The following is a 19,943-nucleotide window of genomic DNA, read 5'->3' as shown; positions in this document are numbered from 1 at the left end:
GACCCTCAGTGCCCCGCGCCGAGATTCCCGGCGAGGCGGCCGTGCATCCGGGTGGAGGCGTCGTTCATGCCCGCGATCACGGCGCGGGTGCCGTGGCGCTCGTACTTGGTGGTGACGGCGTCCAGCGCGGCGACGGTCGAGGCGTCCCAGATGTGGGAGCCGGAGAGGTCGATCACGACGTGCGCAGGGTCCTCCGCGTAGGAGAACTGCGTGGTGAGGTCGTTGCTGGAGGCGAAGAACAGCTCGCCGGTGACCGTGTAGTGGGCCGTCGATCCGTCGGCCGAGAGGGTGCGCTCGACGGTGGCGAAGTGGGCGACCCGGCGGGCGAAGACGACCATGGCGGCGAGGACGCCGACGACGACTCCGATCGCCAGGTTGTGGGTGAGGACGACCACGACGACCGTGGCGATCATGACGACCGTCTCGCCCACGGGCATCCGCTTCAGAGTCGACGGGCGGATGCTGTGCCAGTCGAACGTCGCCACCGAGACCATCACCATCACCGCGACCAGCGCGGCCATCGGGATGATCGCGACGAGGTCGCCGAGCGCGACAACGAGGATCAGGAGGAACACGCCGGCGAGGAAGGTCGAGATGCGGGTGCGGGCGCCGGACGCCTTCACGTTGATCATCGTCTGGCCGATCATCGCGCAGCCGCCCATGCCGCCGAACAGGCCGGAGAGCACGTTCGCGGCGCCCTGCCCGAGCGACTCGCGGGTCTTGCGGGAGGGGGTGTCGGTGATGTCGTCGACGAGCTTCGCGGTCATCAGCGACTCCAGGAGTCCGACGAGCGCCATCGCGACGGCGTACGGCGCGATGGTCGTGAAGGTCTCCCAGGTCAGCGGTACGTTCGGCACGAACAGCTCGGGGAGGCTGCGGGGCAGCTCGCCCTGATCGCCCACGGTGGGGACGGCGACCGCCGTGACGACGACCGCCGCGGTGATGAGGACGATGGCGACGAGAGGCGCCGGAACGGCCTTCGTCAGGCGCGGCATCACCACCATGATCACGATGCCGACGGCGACCAGCGGGTAGACCAGCCAGGGCACGCCGATCAGGTTGGGGATCTGCGCCGAGAAGATCAGGATCGCCAGCGCGTTCACGAATCCGACCATCACGCTGCGGGGGATGAAGCGCATGAGCTTCGCCACTCCGAGCAGCCCGAGCACGATCTGGAACACGCCCGCGAGGATCACCGTCGCGATGAAGTAGTCCATCCCGTAGTCGCGGGCGACGGGGGCGATCACCAGGGCGACGGCGCCCGTGGCGGCGGTGATCATCGCGGGGCGTCCGCCGAGGAACGCGATCGACACGGCCATCACGAACGACGAGAAGAGGCCGACCCGCGGATCCACGCCCGCGATGATCGAGAACGAGATCGCCTCGGGGATGAGCGCGAGCGCGACCACGAGGCCGGCGAGGACCTCGCGGGTCAGGATGCGGGGGGTGCGCAGCGCCGTCATCACTGTGGGCTCGGCGTGCGGGCGGGCAGGGGTCTTCGAGGCGAGGGCCATCGCGGCGGCTCCAGGGAGTGGGAGGGGTGCTCGACGAGGAGCGCGGAGGGCTGCGGCATCGGGTCGGCGGAAGCGGGCGGGGATGCCAAGCTTGCAGAGGCGTGTCAGCAGCACGGGCAACCCTACCCTCACGTAAGGGTAGATCTGAAGGGGTGAGCAGGATCGGCACCATGCACATCGGCGAGCTCGCCGAGCGGACCGGCCTCTCGCTCCGGACCCTGCGCCACTACGACGAGATCGGCCTCGTGAAGGCGTCCGGCCGCACCGAGGGCGGCTTCCGCCTCTACACGTCCACCGACTACGACCGCCTGATCCTCATCCGCCGCATGAAGCCGCTCGGCTTCTCGCTGGAGGAGATGGCCGCGCTGCTCCCCGTGATCGACACGCTCGAGGCCGAGGGCGACGACGCGCCGGCCGAGGTCCGCGCGCAGCTCGACGCCTTCGTCGCGCAGGCCCGCGAGCGCCGCGAGGCGCTGAGCGCCCAGCTCGCGATGGCCGACGAGTTCGTCGAGCTGCTCACCAGCCGCTGAGCCCGGCCGCCGAGCCCGGCCGCCCGGCCGCCTGCGCGATCGATGCGTCGCGAACGGCTCCCCTTCGCCTCCGATGACGACCTTTCGCGACGCATCGGATCCCGGGAGCGCGGGAGAGCCGCTCAGGTCGCGCTCGCGTCGGGCAGCTGCTCCGGGCAGTCGCCGCCCGGCTCGGTGGCGAGCTCGAAGTGCCAGATCTCGTTCGCGTAGATCTGGCAGAGCCCGTAGTCGGTGCCGTGCTGCGCGAGCCAGCTGTCCGCGTCCGTGTAGCCGATGTCGACCGCGCCGCCGGTGAGGTGGGCGGAGGAGGTGACGGATGCGACGCGGCGGCCGCGGTCCGACGGCGGCCGTCAGCCGCGCGGGCCGCGGGCCAGCAGGGCGTGCAGCAGCGGAAGCGCCGACGCGATCATCAGCACGGTCCCGAAGCCGCTGTCGTCCGGGCGCACGACGGCGCCCGCGATCAGCAGGCCCGCGAACAGCACGGCCGAGATCACGCGGCGGACGGTGCCCTCGAGCCGGTTCAGCCGGCGCTCGATGGTGGGGACGGTGACCGCGAGCTCGCCGTCGTCGAGGGTCGTGACGAGCTCGTCGAGCCGGCGCGGCAGGCGCCAGATCAGGCCGAGCGTGTCGACGGCCTGCTTGCCGACGTCCTGCACGACGGAGCCGCGCTCCTCGCGGATCAGCTGCTGCGCGTAGGGCTCGACCGAGTCCCACAGGTTGAAGGCCGGGTCGAGCGCGCTGCAGACGCCCGAGGTCAGCGACATCGCGCGGATGACGAGCAGGAAGTTCTCGGGGAGCTGGAACGGCAGAGCGCGCACGACGTCGCCGAACTGCACGGCGAAGTCGCGGAACTCGCGCGGATCCACCTCCCGCAGCTCGGCGAAGCCCATGCCGCCGAAGCGGGCGAAGAGCTGCGTGAGCGCCCGCTCCAGCTCGCGGGAGTCGGCCGAGGGGAGGAGGACGCCGACCGCGCGGGCCGCGTCGACGAGACCCTTGCCGTCGCGGGAGGCGGCGGCGATCAGCATCCGGCGCAGGCCCGCGCGGGTGCTCGGCGGCACCTCGCCCATCATCCCGAAGTCGATGAAGGTGAGGCGCCAGGGCAGCTCGCCCCCGGGGGTCGGCGTGACGAAGACGTTGCCGGGGTGCGGATCCGCGTGGAAGTAGCCGTTGGTGAAGAGCTGGTCGAACATCACGGCCGCGAAGACCGGAGCGACCTCCCGCGGGTCGATCCCGGCGGCCAGCAGCGCGGCGTGGTCGGTGATCTTGATCGCGGTGACGTCCTCGAGCGTGAGGACCTTGCGGGTCGAGCGCTCCCAGACCACGTCCGGGACGGCCACCCGGGCGTCGCCCGCGAAGTCGGCGGCGAAGCGGACGGAGTTGGCCGCCTCCTGCAGGTAGTCGATCTCCTCGAGACTGGTGACCGCGAACTCCTCGACGAGCGCCGGGGCGTCGACGCGGTCCGAGACGAGGCGCACGTGGCTGAGCCAGCCGCCGACGCGGCGCAGAGCCGCGAGGTCGACCTCGACTATCTGGTCGATCCCCGGCCGCTGCACCTTCATGATGGCGGCCGAGTAGCCGGTGTCCTCGGCGTCGACGGGGGAGAGCCGGGCGCGGTGGGCCTGCCCGAGAGAGGCGGCGGCGACGGGCGACTCGTCCACTCCGGCGTAGGCGCGCTCGAGCGGCAGCCCGAGCTCGGACTCGGCCAGCGCCCGGATCCGCGGGAACAGGACGGGCGGGACCTCGTCCTGCAGCCCCTCCAGCTCGCGGGTGATCTCGGGCGGCAGCACGTCCAGGCGCGACGACATGAACTGGCCGACCTTGATCATCAGGCCGCCGAGGTCGACCGCGAGCACGTGGAAGCTGCGGGCGAAGCGGCGCATCCGGCCGGGCCGGGTGCGGAGCGCGACGCGCGTGAGCCCCACCCGCGGCAGGAGCAGGTCGAAGAACCAGGTGACCGCGAGATGCCACGCGGCGAAGCGGAGGATCCGGCGGTAGCGCCGCCGGTCCTCCCGCTCTCGGTGGCCCGGGGCGGCAGGACCCGGGCTGACCGAGGCCACCCGGGTCAGTCCTGCGCGAGGATCGCGTACAGGCGGCGGCGCACGTCCTCGAGTTCGGCGATGGCCTTCCGGATCTGCTCGGGGGTGCCCGAGCGTCCGACCTGGGCCGCGGCCTGGGCGAGCTCGAGGCCCGCCTTGGGCAGGGCGCCGAAGTCGACGTGGTCGGAGTCGTTCCACGGGGTCGAGGTGCCGTGCTCGGCGACCGTCGCGCGGCCGGCGTTGGTCAGCGTGTAGGTCTTGCGGCCGTTCTGCTCGTCGGCCGTGATGAGGCCCTCGTCCGCGAGGAGCTGGAGGGTCGGGTAGACCGAGCCGGGGCTCGGCTTCCAGTCGCCTCCGCTGCGCTCCTCGATCTCGCGGATGATCTGGTAGCCGTGCATGGGCTGCTCGGCGAGGAGCGCGAGCACCGCGGTGCGCACGTCCCCGCGGCCGACCCGGGAGCCGACGCGCTTCTCCATGCGGGAGCGGGCCTGCTCCATCGCGCGCCAGATGCTCTCGATGGGCGTGCCGGTGCCGAACGCGCCGGTCGATGACGATCCGTTCATGATGACCTCCTGTTTCTCCGAACGATACTCAGCGATATGGGTGGCGACTGTGAACGACTGCCGCGTCGGCTCAGAGCTTCGCGAGCTTCGCCCGGGCGACGAGGAACAGCCCGTACATGACCAGTCCCGCGCTGACGAGGGTCAGGGCGATCGTGCCGTACGGAGGGACGTCGAGGAAGCGGATGGCCCCGTCGAGCCCGGTCGCCTGGCGGGCGTCGCCGGTCAGCGCCGCGACCACGAAGATCCCGCCGGCCAGGCCCAGAGCGAGCCCCTTCGTGATGTAGCCGGTCGCGCCGAGGATCAGCACTGCCGTCCCCGTCGGGCCCTCGGGGATGCGGACGAGCTTGCGGAAGCCGCGCCGGATCCCGATCGCGACGAAGCCGATCCCGCTGCCCAGCACGATCCCGCCGACGATCACGAGGATCACGACGCCGACCGTGCTCGTCAGCAGCTCGGTGTTGATGCGGCGGATCGTGGCCGAGGAGCTCGTCGAGCCGCCGAGCGCGAAGACGAGCGTGGTGCCCGCGAGCGTGAGCGAGGCGAAGCCTTTGCCCGACTCGACGATCCGGCGGCCCAGGCGGGCGGGGAGCCCCGGCGCGGAGGAGCGCCCGCCGAGGGAGAGCTGCCAGAGGCCGAGCGCGACCAGCCCGACCAGCGCGGCCCAGACCACCACGAGCCCGACGGGGGAGTCGGCCATGCGCCCGATCGCTCCGGACGCGTCCGCCTCCCGCGAGGTCTCGTCGCTGACCGCGACGCGCAGGGCGAGGCCGCCGATCAGGAGGTGGATCAGTCCGTTGACGGCGAAGCCCGTGCGGGCGAGGCGCCGGAAGCGCCGGGTCCGGACTCCGGCGCGCGGCGACGGCACGCTCGCAGTGGACATCGCGCAACCCTCTCATCCCCGGCGCCTCCTGACCCGCCGACGCGCGCGTGGCAACCCTCTCCCCGGCCCGGGTGCCCTTGTCGTGTGATGGAGGTGCGGTGCAGTTCGCGCCGCAGCAGGACGAGAGAAGGAACCCCATGCGTGCACGCCGACGTCGCGCGGGCGGTCGCCGAGGGCCGAGGCGGGGCGGACGTCCCGGACCGGTCCCGGGCAGGGGAGGGCGGCGACGATGACCGGAGCGACGCTCCTGGTCCGCCGCCCGTCGAGCCCGGCCTCGCGGGTGCTGGTGCTCCACGCGACGGCGGTCGAGCTGGAGCTGCTGGTGGCCGCGCTGCTCGGGCTCGCCGAGGAGACGCCGTGCCTGGACGTGCGGGTGGCGGCGAGGTCGCGGGCGGCGCTCCTGCTGGCGACCGTCGATCCGGAGGCGGTGCTGCCGCTGGCAGAGGCGCGGCGAGTCCGCGTCGGGCTCCGCCGCGAGCGCGAGGAGCTGGAGCGCGGCGGGGTCGGGTGCCGGCACGTCGTCGAGGCGCGGGCCGGCCGTCGGTAGCTCCGGAGCGGGTCCGATCGGCCGCCGGCCTCGCGACGAAGTCCTGACGGAGGTCGTCCACCGCCGATGTGCGCCGCGCCGTCCCGCCCCCGTCAGCAGCAGCCGCAGGCCTCGGAGTCCTCGCTCGTCAGCGCGGAGATCGGCGTCGTGCAGGACTCGCCGCGCCAGGCCTCCAGGCCCTCGCGGACGGCGACCGCGGCGATCACGAGGCCGGCGACGGGGTCGGCCCACGTCCATCCGAGCGTGCTGTTCAGCAGCAGGCCCACCAGGACGGCGGCGGAGAGGTACGAGCAGAGGAGCGTCTGCTTCGAGTCCGCGACGGCCGAGGCCGAGCCGAGCTCGCGGCCGGTCCGGCGCTCGAGCAGGGAGAACGCGGGCATCACCAGCAGGCTGACGGCGGCCAGCACGATGCCGACGGGGGAGTGCTGGGCCTCCGAGAATCCGAGCAGCGCCCGGACCGAGTCGACGGCGACGAACGCGGCCAGGCCGAGGAACGAGACGGCGATCACCCGCAGCGCGGTGCGCTCGCGCGCCTCCGGATCGCGGCCCGAGAACTGCCAGGCGACGGCCGCGGCGGAGAGCACCTCCACCACGGAGTCGAGGCCGAAGGCGACGAGCGCGGTGGACGAGGCGACCGTCCCGGCGGCGAGGGCCACGATCCCCTCCACCACGTTGTAGCCGATCGTCGCGCCGACGATCCAGCGGATGCGCCTCTGCAGCACGCGGCGGCGGGCGGGGAGGAGCGGAGCGCGCAGGGCGGTCATGCGCAGCGGCAGTCGTCGCCGGAGCAGCAGTCCGGATCGACGACCAGGGCCAGGCGGAGCAGGTGGTCGAGCGCCCCGGCGATCCGGGTCTCGGCCAGCCGGTACCAGGTGTACCGGCCGTCCTTCACGGCCTCGACCAGCCCGCATCCGCGCAGGCACGTGAGCTGATTCGACATCACCTGCCGCGAGACCCCGAGCGCGTCCGCGAGGTCGGAGGGGACGGCCGGAGCCTCTCGCAGCGCGAGCAGGATCCGGGACCGCGTCTCGTCGGCCAGGGCGGATCCGAGGCGCGCGAGAGCAGCAGAGTGGGTGAGGGTCGCGGTGGCGAGCACGGGAGCGACGGTACACGCGATGCTGTATCGAGCGCGAGGGCGGTGGTCTCTCCTCGAACGTGCGAGCCCCCCCTCCTGCTCCCCCCGTCGGGTGGGCGGACGGGCCGCACTGCCGCGGATCCCCGGGGCCGGCCTCCACGGCGCGCCCCGAGCGGCCCGCGCGCCGTGCCAGGATCCCCTTGATCACGGCGCCCGTCCGCCGCTCCGCCGCTCGGTCTCCTGGAAGGGCCACGGACCCGCCTTGCTCGATGCCACGACCCTCCGCGTCGCCTTCGGGGTCACCGCCCTCACCCTCTTCCTGCTGTTCGCGCTGGTCACCTACCGGTCGACGCGCTCGTCCTTCAGCTTCTGGTGGTGCACGGCGCTCGCGCTGTTCATGGGCGGCTCGCTCGCCTACCTCCGCGACGGCACGGCCGACCAGGTGTGGGCGAATCCGCTCGGCAACGGGCTCATCGTGGCCGGCGCCGCCGCGGTCTGGGCGGCGAGCCGCTCCCTCCTCGGCCGACCGACGCCGTGGTGGCTGGTGGTCGCTCCGACCGTGGTGGTGACGGGCGTGTCCAGCCTCGACTCGCCCGCCGTCAACGACTGGTCGGGAGGGCCGCTCTACCTCGCCTCGATGGCGCTCCTCATCGGCCTGTCGACCCGCGAGATCGCGCTGCTCGGCGCCGGACGCTCGCGCACGCGCTGGCCGCTGCTGCTCAGCTCCGGCGCCCTCTCCCTCTACTACGCGCTCCGGTTCGCCGTGTTCCTGGCCGCGGGGCTGCGCAGCGAGCTGTTCGCGACCTGGTTCGGGACCCCGACCACCACGCTGATCACGCTGGTGCTGCTGGTCGTGGTGTCGTTCAGCATGGCGTCGCTCAGCGGCGAGCAGGTCGCGCAGATGCTCACCGCCGGCGCCGCCCGCTCGCGGCAGGAGCTCGCCGACGGCGAGAGGGTGCAGCGGCGGCTCGAGCCCCGCTCGGTCCCGGACCTCCCGGGCTACGACGTCGCCGGCGCCTGCGTGCCGAGCGGGACGGTGAGCGGCGACTTCTTCGACTGGCGCTGCACGCCCGACGGGCTCGCCGTCACCGTCGCCGACGTGATGGGCAAGGGGGTCGGCGCCGCGATGATCGCGGCCACGGTCCGCGCCGCCCTGCGCGTCACTCCTCCCGCTCTCGGCCCCGCGGCGACGATGGCGCTCATCGACCGGGTCGTCGAGCCGGACCTGTCGGCGAACGACGCGTTCGTCACGCTCCTCCACCTGCGGCTCGGCGCCTCGACCGGCGACATCGCGCTCGTCGACGCCGGGCACGGACTCGGGATCGTCTGCCGCGCCGACGGCTCGCGCGAGCGCATCCCCTCCGCCCATCTGCCGCTCGGCCTCCTCGGCACGCAGGAGTGGGAGCCGACCGGCCTCCGGCTCCACCCCGGCGACCTGCTGCTGATCTGCAGCGACGGCGTGCTGGACCTCTTCGACGGCTCCCTCGCCGCCCTCGACCGGGTGGCCGACGCGGCCGTCGCCGCCCCTGCGACCGCCGCCGCCGCGGTCACCGGCGTCACCCGCGTGGCGGCCGAGGGGCTGCTGGCGGACGACGTTACCGTGGTCGCGATCCGGCGGACCTCGGGGAGCTGACCCGGCCTCAGCCCCGCCCCGCCTGCAGCCGGAGCCCGGCCAGCAGCAGGTCGAGGCCGGAGCGGAACACGTCGAGGTCGTCGTGCGTCGCCATGACGTCGGCCGCGTGGTGGCCGAAGGGGAACTCCTCCGGATCGAGGGCGCGCCAGCGGTCGGCCAGGTGCTCGAGGAACTCGCCCCTCTCCATCCCGCTCTCGAGGAACTCGCGGGGCGGCGGCTGCGCCAGGTCGGCCGCGACTCCGACGACGTAGCTGACGATGGACGACACGGCGTGGAACCGCTGCCGGGGCGTCAGGTCGAGAGCCATGAGCTGCTGCCCGAGGCGCTCGTACATCGCCATCGAGTTGGGCTGCACCCCGGTCGTGCGGAGCATGTAGAGGCCGAACCAGGGTCGGCGGACGCACTCGTCGAAGAGGGCCAGTGCGACGGCGCGGACGTTGTCGATCGGGTCCGGCCCGTGGGTGAGCGGCTCGCTGTCTGCGAGGACCCGACCCATGACCTCGTCGGTCGCCCGCTCCAGCAGCTCGTCGCGGCTGCCGACGTACCAGTAGATGCTCGCCACGCCGCCGCCGAGTCGGGCCGCGAGCGCGCGGAACGTGAGGGCCGACTCCCCGGACTCGTCGAGGATCGCGATCGCCTCGGCCAGCACGGTGTCGAGCGAGTGCGACGCTCGGCGGCGGCCCCGGGCGGGGGAGGGCGCGGCAGCGGTCTCCGTCGGGCGATCTGCAGGCATGGCTTGCATCTTACCGAACAGCGTTCCATACTATCGAACGCCGTACGAGAGTCGAACGGCGTTCGATGGGAAGGCGCCTCGATGTCCGCTCCGACGACCACCTCCGCCGAGTCCCGCGCTCACACCTCCCTCCGCTCCGCGGCACTCCCGCTCGCCGCTCTCTGCCTCGCGTTCTTCGTCGAGATGGTCGACAACACGCTGCTCTCGATCGCCCTCCCGACGATCGGACGCTCACTCGACGGGTCGACCGCCGGACTGCAGTGGGTGACCGGTGCCTACTCCCTGACCTTCGGCGGGCTGCTGCTGACAGCCGGGTCCGCCGCCGACCGGTTCGGCCGCCGCCGCGTGCTCCTCACCGGCCTCGCCGCGTTCGGGCTGATCAGCCTCGCCGTCGTCCTCGTCACCGACATCGGCCAGCTGATCGCCCTCCGCGCGGCGCTCGGCTGCGCCGCGGCCGCCATGGCGCCCGTCACGATGTCGCTGGTGTTCCGGCTCTTCGACGACGAGAGGCTCCGCATGCGGTCGATCACGATCGTGATGATCGTCGGGATGTCCGGCATGGTCCTCGGCCCCCTCCTCGGCGGCTCGATCCTCAGCACCGTCAGCTGGCAGTGGCTGCTCGTCGTCAACGCCCCGATCGCGCTGCTGGGCTGGATCGGCGTGCGCCTCGGAGTCCCCGCGGACCAGCGCGCCGACCTCACCTCCGGTCGGCTCGACCTGCCGGGGACCGCCCTCACCGTCGCCGCGGTGGGGCTCGGCTGCTACACGCTCACCAGCGGAGTCGAGAACGGCTGGCTGTCGCTCCTCACGATCGCCTGCGCCGCGGGCACCGTCGCCGCCGTCGCGGGATTCGTCGTCCGCGAGCGCCGCGCCGTCTCGCCCATGATCGACCTCGCGGTCTTCCGCGCCGGCCCCGCGCGGGGAGCGGCGCTCACGCAGCTCGGCGCCTCGGTCGCCTTCGCGAGCGTCCTGTTCGGCCTGATCCTGCACTTCCAGTACGCCTACGGCTGGAGCCCGGTGCGCGCCGGCCTCGCGAACCTGCCCGTCATCGTCACGATGCTCGCCGCCACTCCGGTCACCGAGCGCCTCGCCGCGAAGCTGGGGCACCGCGCGGCCTGCCTGATCGGCACCGGGCTCCTGGTCGGCGCGCTGCTCGGGATGTCCTGGGCGGTGGACCGGGGCTACCTCGCGATCGCCGTGATGATGGTCGTGATGACGGTGGGCCTGCGGACGATCATGACCATCTGCGCCGTCGCCCTCGTCGAGGCGATGCCCGCGAACCGCACGTCGATCGGTGCGGCGCTCAACGACACGGCCCAGGAGATCGGCACCAGCATCGGCACGGCCGTCGTCGGCACGCTGATCGCCGCACTGGTGGCGACCACCCTCCCGGCGGGCGCGTGGAGCGCGGACCTCGTCCGGAGCTTCTTCGCGGGTGAGCGGGTCGCCTTCCTGGTCGTGGCGGTCCTCGTCGGCGTGATCGCGACGATCGGCTCGCTGTCCCTCAGCGACTCCCGCTCCACCGAGGAGCCGGCGGCGGCCTAGTCCGTCGGGTCGCGCCGGGCGTCCTCGAGGTCGGCGATGTCCGTGTACTCGAGGAAGTCCAGCGGCGGGATGTCCGTCATCTCCTCGCTCCACGAGGGACGGGCCGGCTGCATGCGGCGCGTCTCGAGCTCGATGTGGGCGATGACCTCCGCGTCGTCCGGCTCCTCCACCTCGCTGCTGTCGATCGGCAGCGACCAGAGCTGGCTCGCCGGCCCGATCAGCAGGTGGGCGTAGGCGCGGCCGCCGCCCTCGGTCAGGACAGGCACCGAGACGACGTCCGACTTGTTGACGTCCGCGAGGGCCCGGGCGTATCGGAGGACCGCCTTGCAGGTCAGGTCGCCGACGAGGAGGTGGCCGCTGGAGTAGTGCAGTTTCCGCATGCGTCCAGCCTCCGCGCGCCGCCCGCGGGGCCTCAAGAGGGTTGCCCTGGGAAGGCGGTGCCCCTAATGGGCCGGGAGGTCCCGCCCGATCGGGATCACCGCTCGGGGCGCCCGGCGCTCTCGCGGAGCTCGCGGCCGTCGGCGACGTCCTCGGCGTGCTTCTCCGCCTTCTTCTCGCTCTGCCGGGTGTCGCGGGGCGGCAGCTGGATGTGCTCCTCGGCTTCGATGCCCGCCTGCAGCTGGCGGCCGCGCTCGAGCTCGGCGTCGAACTCGGCCCCGAAGAGCAGGGCGAGGTTCGTGATCCAGAGCCAGAGGAGGAAGACGATCACGCCGCCGAGCGCGCCGTAGGTCTTGTTGTAGTTGCTGAAGTTGGCGACGTAGAACGCGAAGCCGGCCGAGGCCAGCGCCCAGACGACGAGGGCGAGGATCGAGCCCATGCTGGTCCAGCGGAACTTCGGCTGCCGCACGTTCGGCGACCAGTGGTAGAGGACCGCGACGATGACGACCATGATCGCGATCAGCACCGGCCACTTGGCGATGCTCCACACGGTCAGGGCGACCTCGCCGAGGCCGACGGCGTCGCCGATGGTCTGCGCGACGGGTCCGCTGAGCACGAGGATCAGCCCGGCGATCACGAGCAGGAGGACCGTCACGAGGGTGACGGCGAGCATCGTGGGGCGCAGCTTCCAGATCGGGCGGCCCTCGTCGATCTCGTAGACGCGGTTCATCCCGCGCCCGAAGGCGCCGACGTAGCCGGAGGCGGACCAGAGGGCGCCGAGGACACCGGTGACGAAGGCCAGTCCGGCGGCGGGGGCCGAGGTGAGCTCCTGCAGGGGGCCGCGGACCGTGTCGAGGACGTCGGCGGAGACGAAACCGCCGAGCAGGTCGAGGACCGTCGAGGTCGTCGTCTCGGCCTGGCCGAAGAGGCCGAGGATCGAGACGATCGCGAGCAGCCCGGGGAACAGCGCGAGGACGGCGTAGTAGGTGAGGCCGGCCGCGATGTCGGTGCACTGGTCGGCGCCGAACTCGCGGAGCGTCTTCTTGAGGACGTAGCCCCAGGAGCGCTTGGTGACCTCGGTCGGTCCGTCGGGCTTGCGGGAGTCGTCGGGGTCGGGCGCGGTGCGGTCGCGCTCGGTGCTGGTCTGGGCCACGGTCGTCCTCCATCTCGAGCGTCTGCGGATCGTCGGGGACGGAAGGACCGCCTGCGATCGCTCCGAGCCCCGACGACGCCGTGCTCGCCACCGACCGTAGGAGCGCCGGACGCTCAGGGCAGGACGGTTGACAGCCGCCCGTCGAGTCCGGTGGGGGAGGTGTCCCGCGGTGGCGCCCGCGCTCAGAGCTGCGCGAGCAGCCTCTCGCACGCCTGCTCGCAGCGGCGGCAGGCCTCGGCGCAGATCCGGCAGTGCTCGTGCATTTCGGCGTGCTGCTCGCAGTCGTCGGCGCAGGCGCGGCAGGCCAGGAGGCAGGCCTCGACGAGGGCGCGGACGGCCGCGGATCCGACGACGCCGCGGCGCGAGAGCACGGCGCCGGTCGCGGCGCACACGTCGGCGCAGGCGAGGTCGGTGCGGATGCAGTGGACCAGCTCGGCGACCGACTCCTCGCCGAGGCACGCGTCGGCGCAGGCGGTGCAGGTGAGCGCGCAGGCGCCGCACGCGTCGATGCACTCGGCCAGGACCTCCGGATCGACGCCGCGCAGCTCCTCGGGGTGGCTCCGGATCATGTCGCTCGTGCTGCTCATGGCGCGTCCTCTCGTCGTGACCCCGGCGGGTCGATCGGTCCGGGCGACGCTACGGGCCCGCCCGCCGCCGGGCGAGGGCCTGGCCAGGCACCGCGGCCGGTGATAGCCGGGCCGTCAGCCCCTCACGACGAAGGCGTCGTGGATCAGGTTGCCCCCGGTCGCCGCCGGATTCCGTGTGCTGCCGCGGGTGATCGTGACGGTGTGGGTGCCGGCGGGCAGGGTCCCGCTGGTCCAGACGGTCTGGGCGGAGCGGGTGGTGGCGCTGTAGCGGTCGACCGAGGCCACGAGGACGCCGTCGAGGCGGACCTCGTCGATCCCGGACGTGCTGGACCGGCGGCTCACCCACGAGACTCCGGTGCCGGTGAAGCGGAGGGTGGCGGAGGCGCCCCCTGTCGACGAGAAGGAGACGCCTCCGCCGCTGTCCGCGGAGGAGGAGGTCGTGGACCAGGTGCCCGTGACGGCGACGGCCGGCGAGCCGTTCTGGTGGGTGCCGGCCCCGACGGCGGCGAGCGGAGTCGCGGTGGCGGTCGGCGTCGAGGTCGGCGCGGCGGTGGCGGTCGGCGTGGGCGTGGCCGTCGGCACCGGAGTGGCGGCCCTCTTCGCGAGCACGATGGACGCCGTCGCTCCCTTCAGCCCGCTCGGCCGGAACGTGATCGTCGTCGCGGTGCTCGTCCTGCTCGTCACGCTCAGGGCGGCGCTCGAGGACACCGTGCCCGCGGTCGGCCGCGCGAGCGTCACGGTGAGCGCGCTCGTCGAGACCTGCGTCGGGTCGACGGTCGAGACGGTCACCGTGTCCGCGTCCTCCCGGATCGAGACCAGTCCGGCGCCGGTGATGCTCGCGACCCGGGTGCCTCCGACGAGGACGGGGCTCGTGGTCCCGGCCTTCCACGACACGGCGCTCACGGTGCCGGTCGAGCGGTCGCGGGCGGCGCTCAGCTGGGGTGTGTTGCTGAGCACGGTCACGTCCGGGTCCGCCGCGTACGCGGCGGTCGCCGCCTCGGAGGCGCCGGGGAGGACCGTGTACGCGTAGGAGGCGCCGGTCGGGTTCGTGCCGTGGCTCGTCGTGAGGGAGTAGTAGTGGCCGGTCACCGGCGCCGTCGGACCGGCGGCGCTCACGGCGCTCCAGGCTCCGGTGCGGGTCCGTCCCTGCGCGGTCAGGGCGATCGGCGACGGGAAGACGTAGCCCACCGACTCCGCGGAGCCGGTGATCGAGGCCCAGCGGGCGGTGCTCGTGGCGGTCGCCTCCGCACCGCGGAGGACGCCGTCGACGCGGAGCCTCGCATCGGGAGCGACGTCGCGGCGGTCGTCGATCACCGTCTCCGCGCGCCGGCGCGCCCCGTCCCAGCCGGTCCCGGACATGTCGGTCGCCGTGATCCCGGAGCCGAGCGCGAGGATCTCGTCGTCGAAGGTGAACCAGGCCTTCTTCGCGACCAGGCTCACCGACGCCGCGTCGAAGTCGAGCGCCGCGATCCCCGTCCGCCGCGACGGGCTCTCGAGGCTCCCGGTGAAGGTCGTCGTCGGGCGGGACGACGCGCCCTCGCCCGCGCTCCGGACGATCGTGTCCTCGGTGGTGCCGGGCATCCGGTACGGGTTCGCCGTGGCCCAGTAGCCGTCGTCGTACTGGCGCCCGCTGCCCAGGTGGAGCGAGGTCGCGCCGTCGCCGGTGTACCAGCCGCTGCGGTTCTCGCCGTTGAGCGACTCGTAGCGCGCGATCCGCGTGCTCGACAGGCCGACGGCGAAGCCCGAGGTCGCCGTGGTCCGCGTGAAGCGGTCCATCCCGGCGAAGGCCCGGACGCCCGAGCCGATCGGGGTCGCGATCAGGCCCGTGTCGGCGAGGACGAGCCGCGCGCGCACGACGTCGCTGACGGATCCGGCCGTCTCGATGCTCACGGGGCTGCCGGAGTTGCAGGCCAGCCAGCTCTTCGCCAGCGCGTTCGTCCGTGTCCTGGCCGAGGGAGGGGCGCTGTCGGCGAGGCGCAGCACCGCCGCCTGCAGCTGGACGCCGACGTCGCCGTCCTCCGACTCCGCCCGCGCCGTCTCGCGGCCGCGGACCGTCGACATCACGGCGCCGCACCAGGTGACGGGGGCGAAGGAGGAGGCGAGCCGGTCGTACACGCCGAGCCCCTCCGGGCTCGTGATCTCCCAGCGGGAGCCGTCGAGCAGCGCGTAGAGGTCGTCGAGGGTGTCGAGCATCGAGAGCCCGTACCCGCCGCTGTAGGCGAAGACGCTGTGCTGCACGAAGGAGCCGTCGGCGTGGAAGCCGTCGCCGGACGCCACCGTCCGCAGCGCCGGGTCGATGCCGGCGGCCGCCTCCGCGATCTTCGCCGGCTGCTTCAGCAGCACCGCCCGCCCGGCGATGACCGCCGCCGTCCAGACGCGGTTGGCGCCGGTCCGGGTGACGGTGTCGGCGAAGCGCGTCGAGGCCGACAGGTAGGCCTGCACCTGCGCCGCCGAGAGGTCGGGGTAGAGGAGGGCGGTGATGCTGTTCAGCTCGAGCGGGATGCCGATCTGCTGCTCCCACCAGCGGGAGGTGCCGGTGGTGGAGCGGTTGTAGCGGTTCGCCGAGAGCCAGTCGGCGGTCGTGACGACGTCGCGGAGGAGCGCCGGGTCGCCGCTGAGGGCGGTGCCGGGGGTCTTCAGCGCGGTCGCGAGGACGGTGACCCGCTTGTAGGCGGCCCACACCTCCACCGCCGAGGTGCCCGTGACCAGGTCGGGCCAGGGCTCGCCGCCGTCGGTCTCGAGCGTCGACCAGTAGCCCTCGGCCTCGGCGACGAGGCGGCCCTTCGCCGCGGCGAGGCCGCCGACGCTCCCGCTTCCCGGGATCGTGCCCGTCAGATCGGCGACGAGGGCGAGGCGCATCGCGTCGTACTCGTCGCCCGCCGAGTCGACGGCGGACGCTGTCGGCGCGGCGGCGAGCGGGAGGATCAGGGCGGTCACGAGCAGGAGCGCCGCAGCGAGCGGGCTCCCGCGCCGGGGCGCGTCGGATCGAGAGGGTCGGTTCGTCTCCGCGCGCGATCGGCGGAGGGGACGCGGCTGGGTGGGCACGGGCGCTCCTGAGGCGACGCCCACGAGCCTGCGGGCTTCGGGTGCTCGCGGGTCGCCGGGGGAGCGTCGGGTGAAGAGTAGGGGTCCGCTCCGTCCGGCGGCAAGAGGCGGAGGCGAGGACGGCCGGGATCGGCCACCGCCGACGCTCCCGACCGCGCGATCTGCGACAGCCGTACCCCGTGAGGGGTACAGAGGCGCCTAAGGTCCCCCACCCGTCAAGCGGGGCGATACGGTCGGAGGTGCGTGTGCGCTCCGGGGAGTCCCGGCGCGGCGCGCAGGGGGAAGGGGGCACGGATGATCGAGGCCGAGCAGGATCCGCGGCTGGTGGCGCTCGAGGCGCTCGAGATGATGGGGTCGGCTCCGGAGGAGCGCTTCGACCGGATCACACGGATGGCCGAGGAGCTGTTCCGCGTGCCCGTGGCCGAGATCCACTTCCTCGACGACACCACGCTGTTCACGAAGTCCCCGCAGCGTCCGGACGCCGTGCTCGCCTACCCGCGCGCCGGCACCTTCTGCGACGCGACGCTCGAGAAGCGCACCACCTTCGTCGTGCCGGACCTCGGCGCCGACGAGGCGTGGGCCGGGCACGAGCACGTCGCGGGGTACCCGCACGTCCGCTTCTACGCCGGGCGGCCGCTGTCGGTCGAGGGCGACCTGCAGCTGGGCACCCTCTGCCTCATCGACTTCGTGCCCCGGAGCCTCACCCCGGACGAGCGGCAGCTGCTCGAGGAGTTCGGCGAGTGGGTCGAGCGGGAGCTGCGCGACACGGCGGAGCGCGACCGCGCCGCCGACATGCAGACGCAGATGGCTCCCTCCTCCCTCCACCACCCCGCCGGCTACGAGCTCTCGGGGCTCTCGCTGCCGCGGTGGACGATCACCGGCGACTTCTACAGCTGGCGCGGCGACGACGAGACGGTCGACCTGACCCTCGTGGACGTGATGGGCAAGGGGACGGCGGCGGCGATCGTGGCCGCGTCGATCCGCTCCGCGTTCCGGGCGCGCCTGGGCGGCGACCCCGACGCGGTCGTCAGCGCGGTGAGCGCCCAGCTGCACGACGACTTCACGGCCACCGAGACCTTCGCGACCCTCTTCCACGGGCGCCTCGACACCGCGTCCGGCCGGATCGACTTCGTCGACGCGGGCCACGGGCTCACCGTCCTCCTCCGCGCCGACGGCTCGTTCCAGCGGCTCGCGGCACTGGGCCTCCCGCTGGGCATCGCGGAGGACGGCGGCTGGATCACCCAGACCGTGGAGCTCGCGGTCGGCGACTCGCTCCTGGCCTTCACCGACGGCGTCCTCGACCTCTACGACGGGACCCTGCAGTCCCTGGCGCGCGCGGTCGACCTCGCCCGCGACTCCGCCGACACCGCCGAGTTCCTGCAGGCGCTGAGGGCGCTCGCCGCCTCCGGCTCCGCGTCCGACGACATCACCGCCCTCGTGCTGACCCGCACGGGCGCCGACCGCTCCGCCGAGAAGGACCCCGCATGACGTTCACGACCGAGACGATCGCCCCCGACATCGCCGTGCTGCGGGGGGAGGGGCGGCTCAACGCGGCCTCGGCTCCGGAGCTGCGCTCGGCCGTCCGCCGGGCGATCGACGAGGGCAGCCCCCGCATCGTCGTCGAGCTCAGCGCGGTGACGTTCATGGACTCCTCCGGCCTCGGCGCCCTGGTCGGCGCTCTCAAGACCGCGCGGCAGGCGGGCGGCGACCTGCGGATCGCGGCGCCCAGCGAGCAGGTCGTGATGGTGCTGCAGCTGTCCAATCTGGACCGGGTGCTCACCCTCTTCGACACGGCCGGCGACGCGTACCGTGACTGAGCGCAGCGTCGGGTTCCGCACGCCCCCGGACGACACCGAGGTCGTCCACGAGATGCTCGCCGGGCTCTGGGGCGAGCGGCCGGACCTGCCGGCCCGCGACCGCATGGCCGTCGAGACGGCGCTGGTCGAGCTGGTCGACAACGTCATCCAGCACGCGACGTCGACGACGACGATCGTCTGCCGCCTCGTCGTGCGCGTCGAGGGAGACGCGATCCACGCGGAGCTGGTCGACACGGCCGATCCGCCGGACATCGGCACGGGGCCGCGGGAGATGCCGGACGTCTTCGCGGAGTCGGGCCGCGGGCTCGCTCTCATCCAGGCTCTGACGACCACGTTCGAGCACGAGCGCTCGGAGGGGCGCAACGTCTGGACCCTGACCCGGGCGCTGGACTCCTAGCGACTGGCGCGGATCAGCGGATCGTGTGCGCGGTGATGACCGCGGCGGCACGCGCCAGGTCGTCCGCCATGCCGTTCAGCCCGGGGGAGGCCTTCAGCACCTCCGCGCTGACCTCGTCGTAGCGCTCGTCCACCTGCGCGAGCAGCTGCTCCCCGGAGGCGGTGAGGCGCAGGAGGACGCTGCGGCGGTCCTGCGGGTTGGCGAGCCGGTCGACGTGGCCGGCGGTCGCCAGCCGGTCGAGGAGCGCGGTCACGGCGCCCGTCGAGAGGGAGAGCTCGAGGCCCAGCCACTTCGGCGTGAGGTCGGGCGACTCGCCGAGGACCTCGAGCGCGGTGAGCTCCGAGATGCCCACGCCCACGCCCGCGGCGATGCTCGCGCGGAGGTGCCGCTGCGCGTTCTCGAGCAGGCGGAGCGACTGCCGCAGCTGCACGGCGGGCGCGTCCTGGTCGACGTCGCGCGGGGTCGGTCTCTCGGTGGTCATTCGTCCTTCTCGGGGTAGGGCTGGGGTCATCGTACGGGTCGCCCTCGGGGGTCCCGGCCTGTCACCCGGACAGGGGGTGAAAGAACGATTGCAATGTATCTTGGTCGTCAAGTAACTTAGCGGTCAATCGAGTTCGGCGGACCACCAGCCGGACCCTCCCCCTTCAGCATCAGCCCGCCCCACCCGATCAGGAGTCCTGCCATGTCGACCCACACCGCCAAGTCCAAGCGCGTCCGCTTCGCTCCCCTCGCCATCGCGACGAGCATCGCCGCCGCCGCTCTCCTCTCCGTCTCAATGTCCGGCACCCTGTCCGGCTTCGTCGCGAGCATCTCCAACACCGGCAACACCGCCGCCTCCGGCTCGCTCGTCATGGAGGAGAAGTCGACCGGCGCCAGCCCCATCACCTGCCTCAGCACCGACGGCGGCTCGATCAGCACCAACACCGCGACCTGCGCGACCATCAACAAGTTCGGCGGATCGACCACGATGGTCCCCGGCCAGACCGTCACCACCGCGATCACGCTGAAGAACACCGGCACCGTCGCCGCCAACACCTTCACGCTGACCCCCGGCGCCACCTGCTCGCAGAGCAACAACGTCGCGGCCGGCGCCTCCGGCTCCGCCACCGACTTCTGCGGCAAGCTCAACGTCGTGATCACCTCCGGCGGGACCACCGTCTTCACGGGCACCGCCGCGACCCTCGCCGGCTCCGCCGTCAAGACCCTCAACACCGCCCCGGTCACCCCCGGCACCTCCACCCCCTTCTCCATCGCCGTGACCCTCGACTCGTCGGCCACCAACGCCTACCAGGGCCTGTCCGCCTCGCTCCCGCTCACCTGGACCTTCGCGAGCTGATCGCCTCTCCACCCGGCCCGGAGCGCCCCCGCGCGACGGGCCGGGGGAGGAGCGTCCCGCAGCGCTCCTCCTGCACCGCCCCCGAGAACCCTCCTCTACCCCGACCTCTCGGCGGCGCAGGTGCAGGCCTACCTGTCGGCCTCGACGCGCTTCGCCGACACCGTCACCCGGACC

20 protein-coding genes are annotated in these 19,943 nt (G+C 73.1%); 8 read left to right on the top strand and 12 right to left on the bottom strand.

Going from position 1 to position 19,943, the window contains the following annotated elements:
• Positions 1-5: 5 nt before the first annotated feature.
• The gene (locus tag C5C33_RS12015) at positions 6-1,514 is read right to left on the bottom strand and encodes a SulP family inorganic anion transporter (protein ID WP_104261213.1); all 1,509 of its coding nucleotides are present in this window, start codon (positions 1,512-1,514) and stop codon (positions 6-8) included.
• Between the two features lie 170 nt (positions 1,515-1,684).
• Between C5C33_RS12015 and C5C33_RS12010 the strand changes: the two genes are divergently transcribed.
• Complete coding sequence (locus tag C5C33_RS12010) at positions 1,685-2,044, top strand: MerR family DNA-binding transcriptional regulator (RefSeq protein WP_104261212.1); 360 nt, start codon at positions 1,685-1,687, stop codon at positions 2,042-2,044.
• A 350-nt stretch (positions 2,045-2,394) separates the two neighbouring features.
• On the opposite strand, the gene C5C33_RS12005 is transcribed toward C5C33_RS12010, so the two are convergent.
• From C5C33_RS12005 to C5C33_RS11995, 3 genes are all read right to left on the bottom strand, one after another.
• A complete protein-coding gene (locus C5C33_RS12005; RefSeq protein WP_104261211.1) occupies positions 2,395-4,101 on the bottom strand; it encodes an AarF/ABC1/UbiB kinase family protein in 1,707 nt (568 codons plus the stop codon).
• A 5-nt stretch (positions 4,102-4,106) separates the two neighbouring features.
• Positions 4,107-4,643, bottom strand: coding sequence for a PadR family transcriptional regulator (locus C5C33_RS12000; protein WP_104261210.1), 537 nt, complete (start codon positions 4,641-4,643; stop codon positions 4,107-4,109).
• A gap of 70 nt (positions 4,644-4,713) precedes the next feature.
• Positions 4,714-5,523 carry a DUF1206 domain-containing protein gene (locus C5C33_RS11995; RefSeq protein WP_104227140.1) on the bottom strand — a complete coding sequence of 270 codons (810 nt, stop codon included), beginning with the start codon at positions 5,521-5,523 and terminating at the stop codon, positions 4,714-4,716.
• A gap of 229 nt (positions 5,524-5,752) precedes the next feature.
• Between C5C33_RS11995 and C5C33_RS11990 the strand changes: the two genes are divergently transcribed.
• Positions 5,753-6,070: a hypothetical protein gene (locus C5C33_RS11990; protein ID WP_104261209.1), complete on the top strand. Its 318-nt coding sequence runs from the start codon at positions 5,753-5,755 to the stop codon at positions 6,068-6,070.
• A gap of 92 nt (positions 6,071-6,162) precedes the next feature.
• On the opposite strand, the gene C5C33_RS11985 is transcribed toward C5C33_RS11990, so the two are convergent.
• Positions 6,163-6,834, bottom strand: a complete 672-nt coding sequence (locus C5C33_RS11985; protein WP_104261208.1) for a cation diffusion facilitator family transporter — start codon at positions 6,832-6,834, stop codon at positions 6,163-6,165.
• A complete protein-coding gene (locus tag C5C33_RS11980) occupies positions 6,831-7,166 on the bottom strand; it encodes a helix-turn-helix transcriptional regulator (RefSeq protein WP_104261207.1) in 336 nt (111 codons plus the stop codon). The genes C5C33_RS11985 and C5C33_RS11980 overlap by 4 nt, the downstream gene beginning before the upstream one ends.
• A gap of 241 nt (positions 7,167-7,407) precedes the next feature.
• Between C5C33_RS11980 and C5C33_RS11975 the strand changes: the two genes are divergently transcribed.
• The gene (locus C5C33_RS11975; protein WP_181136240.1) at positions 7,408-8,778 is read left to right on the top strand and encodes a PP2C family protein-serine/threonine phosphatase; all 1,371 of its coding nucleotides are present in this window, start codon (positions 7,408-7,410) and stop codon (positions 8,776-8,778) included.
• A gap of 7 nt (positions 8,779-8,785) precedes the next feature.
• Here C5C33_RS11975 and C5C33_RS11970 read toward each other — a convergent pair whose 3' ends face one another.
• Positions 8,786-9,511, bottom strand: a complete 726-nt coding sequence (locus C5C33_RS11970; protein WP_219812210.1) for a TetR/AcrR family transcriptional regulator — start codon at positions 9,509-9,511, stop codon at positions 8,786-8,788.
• Between the two features lie 81 nt (positions 9,512-9,592).
• Between C5C33_RS11970 and C5C33_RS11965 the strand changes: the two genes are divergently transcribed.
• Positions 9,593-11,056 (top strand): MFS transporter, encoded by a 1,464-nt coding sequence (locus C5C33_RS11965; RefSeq protein ID WP_104261205.1) that lies wholly within the window; start codon positions 9,593-9,595, stop codon positions 11,054-11,056.
• On the opposite strand, the gene C5C33_RS11960 is transcribed toward C5C33_RS11965, so the two are convergent.
• From C5C33_RS11960 to C5C33_RS11945, 4 genes are all read right to left on the bottom strand, one after another.
• Positions 11,053-11,436: a hypothetical protein gene (locus C5C33_RS11960; protein WP_104261204.1), complete on the bottom strand. Its 384-nt coding sequence runs from the start codon at positions 11,434-11,436 to the stop codon at positions 11,053-11,055. The genes C5C33_RS11965 and C5C33_RS11960 overlap by 4 nt on opposite strands.
• 95 nt (positions 11,437-11,531) lie before the next feature.
• The gene (locus C5C33_RS11955; protein WP_104261203.1) at positions 11,532-12,587 is read right to left on the bottom strand and encodes a YihY/virulence factor BrkB family protein; all 1,056 of its coding nucleotides are present in this window, start codon (positions 12,585-12,587) and stop codon (positions 11,532-11,534) included.
• A 182-nt stretch (positions 12,588-12,769) separates the two neighbouring features.
• Entirely contained in the window at positions 12,770-13,174 is a 405-nt protein-coding gene (locus C5C33_RS11950) for a four-helix bundle copper-binding protein (protein WP_104227130.1), read from the bottom strand.
• 114 nt (positions 13,175-13,288) lie between these two features.
• Positions 13,289-16,111: a polysaccharide lyase 8 family protein gene (locus C5C33_RS11945; protein ID WP_146085778.1), complete on the bottom strand. Its 2,823-nt coding sequence runs from the start codon at positions 16,109-16,111 to the stop codon at positions 13,289-13,291.
• Between the two features lie 402 nt (positions 16,112-16,513).
• Here C5C33_RS11945 and C5C33_RS11940 point away from each other — a divergent pair, with 402 nt between their 5' ends.
• The 3 genes from C5C33_RS11940 to C5C33_RS11930 are packed head-to-tail and all read left to right on the top strand — an operon-like array spanning position 16,514 to position 18,433.
• Positions 16,514-17,707 carry a PP2C family protein-serine/threonine phosphatase gene (locus tag C5C33_RS11940; protein ID WP_104224280.1) on the top strand — a complete coding sequence of 398 codons (1,194 nt, stop codon included), beginning with the start codon at positions 16,514-16,516 and terminating at the stop codon, positions 17,705-17,707.
• A complete protein-coding gene (locus C5C33_RS11935) occupies positions 17,704-18,036 on the top strand; it encodes an STAS domain-containing protein (protein ID WP_104224279.1) in 333 nt (110 codons plus the stop codon). Before C5C33_RS11940 ends, C5C33_RS11935 begins: the two co-directional genes overlap by 4 nt.
• Entirely contained in the window at positions 18,029-18,433 is a 405-nt protein-coding gene (locus C5C33_RS11930; protein WP_104227126.1) for an ATP-binding protein, read from the top strand. Before C5C33_RS11935 ends, C5C33_RS11930 begins: the two co-directional genes overlap by 8 nt.
• Before the next feature lie 13 nt (positions 18,434-18,446).
• On the opposite strand, the gene C5C33_RS11925 is transcribed toward C5C33_RS11930, so the two are convergent.
• Positions 18,447-18,914, bottom strand: coding sequence for a MarR family transcriptional regulator (locus C5C33_RS11925; RefSeq protein WP_104224277.1), 468 nt, complete (start codon positions 18,912-18,914; stop codon positions 18,447-18,449).
• A 201-nt stretch (positions 18,915-19,115) separates the two neighbouring features.
• Between C5C33_RS11925 and C5C33_RS18560 the strand changes: the two genes are divergently transcribed.
• Positions 19,116-19,769: a hypothetical protein gene (locus tag C5C33_RS18560; protein ID WP_104234050.1), complete on the top strand. Its 654-nt coding sequence runs from the start codon at positions 19,116-19,118 to the stop codon at positions 19,767-19,769.
• The last annotated feature ends 174 nt before the right edge of the window (positions 19,770-19,943 follow it).

This window comes from Rathayibacter sp. AY1H3 (assembly GCF_002932015.1).
The sequence above is the reverse complement of the archived record's forward strand: the minus strand, read 5'-3'. Positions and strand labels throughout refer to the sequence as shown.

Excerpts from the sequence above, each read along its gene's own strand:
- C5C33_RS12015 (WP_104261213.1), bottom strand. The coding sequence starts at position 1,514 with ATGGCCCTCGCCTCGAAGACCCCTGCCCGCCCGCACGCCGAGCCCACA.
- C5C33_RS12010 (WP_104261212.1), top strand. The coding sequence starts at position 1,685 with ATGCACATCGGCGAGCTCGCCGAGCGGACCGGCCTCTCGCTCCGGACC.
- C5C33_RS12000 (WP_104261210.1), bottom strand. The coding sequence starts at position 4,643 with ATGAACGGATCGTCATCGACCGGCGCGTTCGGCACCGGCACGCCCATC.
- C5C33_RS11995 (WP_104227140.1), bottom strand. The coding sequence starts at position 5,523 with ATGTCCACTGCGAGCGTGCCGTCGCCGCGCGCCGGAGTCCGGACCCGG.
- C5C33_RS11990 (WP_104261209.1), top strand. The coding sequence starts at position 5,753 with ATGACCGGAGCGACGCTCCTGGTCCGCCGCCCGTCGAGCCCGGCCTCG.
- C5C33_RS11985 (WP_104261208.1), bottom strand. The coding sequence starts at position 6,834 with ATGACCGCCCTGCGCGCTCCGCTCCTCCCCGCCCGCCGCCGCGTGCTG.
- C5C33_RS11970 (WP_219812210.1), bottom strand. The coding sequence starts at position 9,511 with ATGCCTGCAGATCGCCCGACGGAGACCGCTGCCGCGCCCTCCCCCGCC.
- C5C33_RS11965 (WP_104261205.1), top strand. The coding sequence starts at position 9,593 with ATGTCCGCTCCGACGACCACCTCCGCCGAGTCCCGCGCTCACACCTCC.
- C5C33_RS11960 (WP_104261204.1), bottom strand. The coding sequence starts at position 11,436 with ATGCGGAAACTGCACTACTCCAGCGGCCACCTCCTCGTCGGCGACCTG.
- C5C33_RS11950 (WP_104227130.1), bottom strand. The coding sequence starts at position 13,174 with ATGAGCAGCACGAGCGACATGATCCGGAGCCACCCCGAGGAGCTGCGC.
- C5C33_RS11940 (WP_104224280.1), top strand. The coding sequence starts at position 16,514 with ATGATCGAGGCCGAGCAGGATCCGCGGCTGGTGGCGCTCGAGGCGCTC.
- C5C33_RS11935 (WP_104224279.1), top strand. The coding sequence starts at position 17,704 with ATGACGTTCACGACCGAGACGATCGCCCCCGACATCGCCGTGCTGCGG.
- C5C33_RS11925 (WP_104224277.1), bottom strand. The coding sequence starts at position 18,914 with ATGACCACCGAGAGACCGACCCCGCGCGACGTCGACCAGGACGCGCCC.
- C5C33_RS18560 (WP_104234050.1), top strand. The coding sequence starts at position 19,116 with ATGTCGACCCACACCGCCAAGTCCAAGCGCGTCCGCTTCGCTCCCCTC.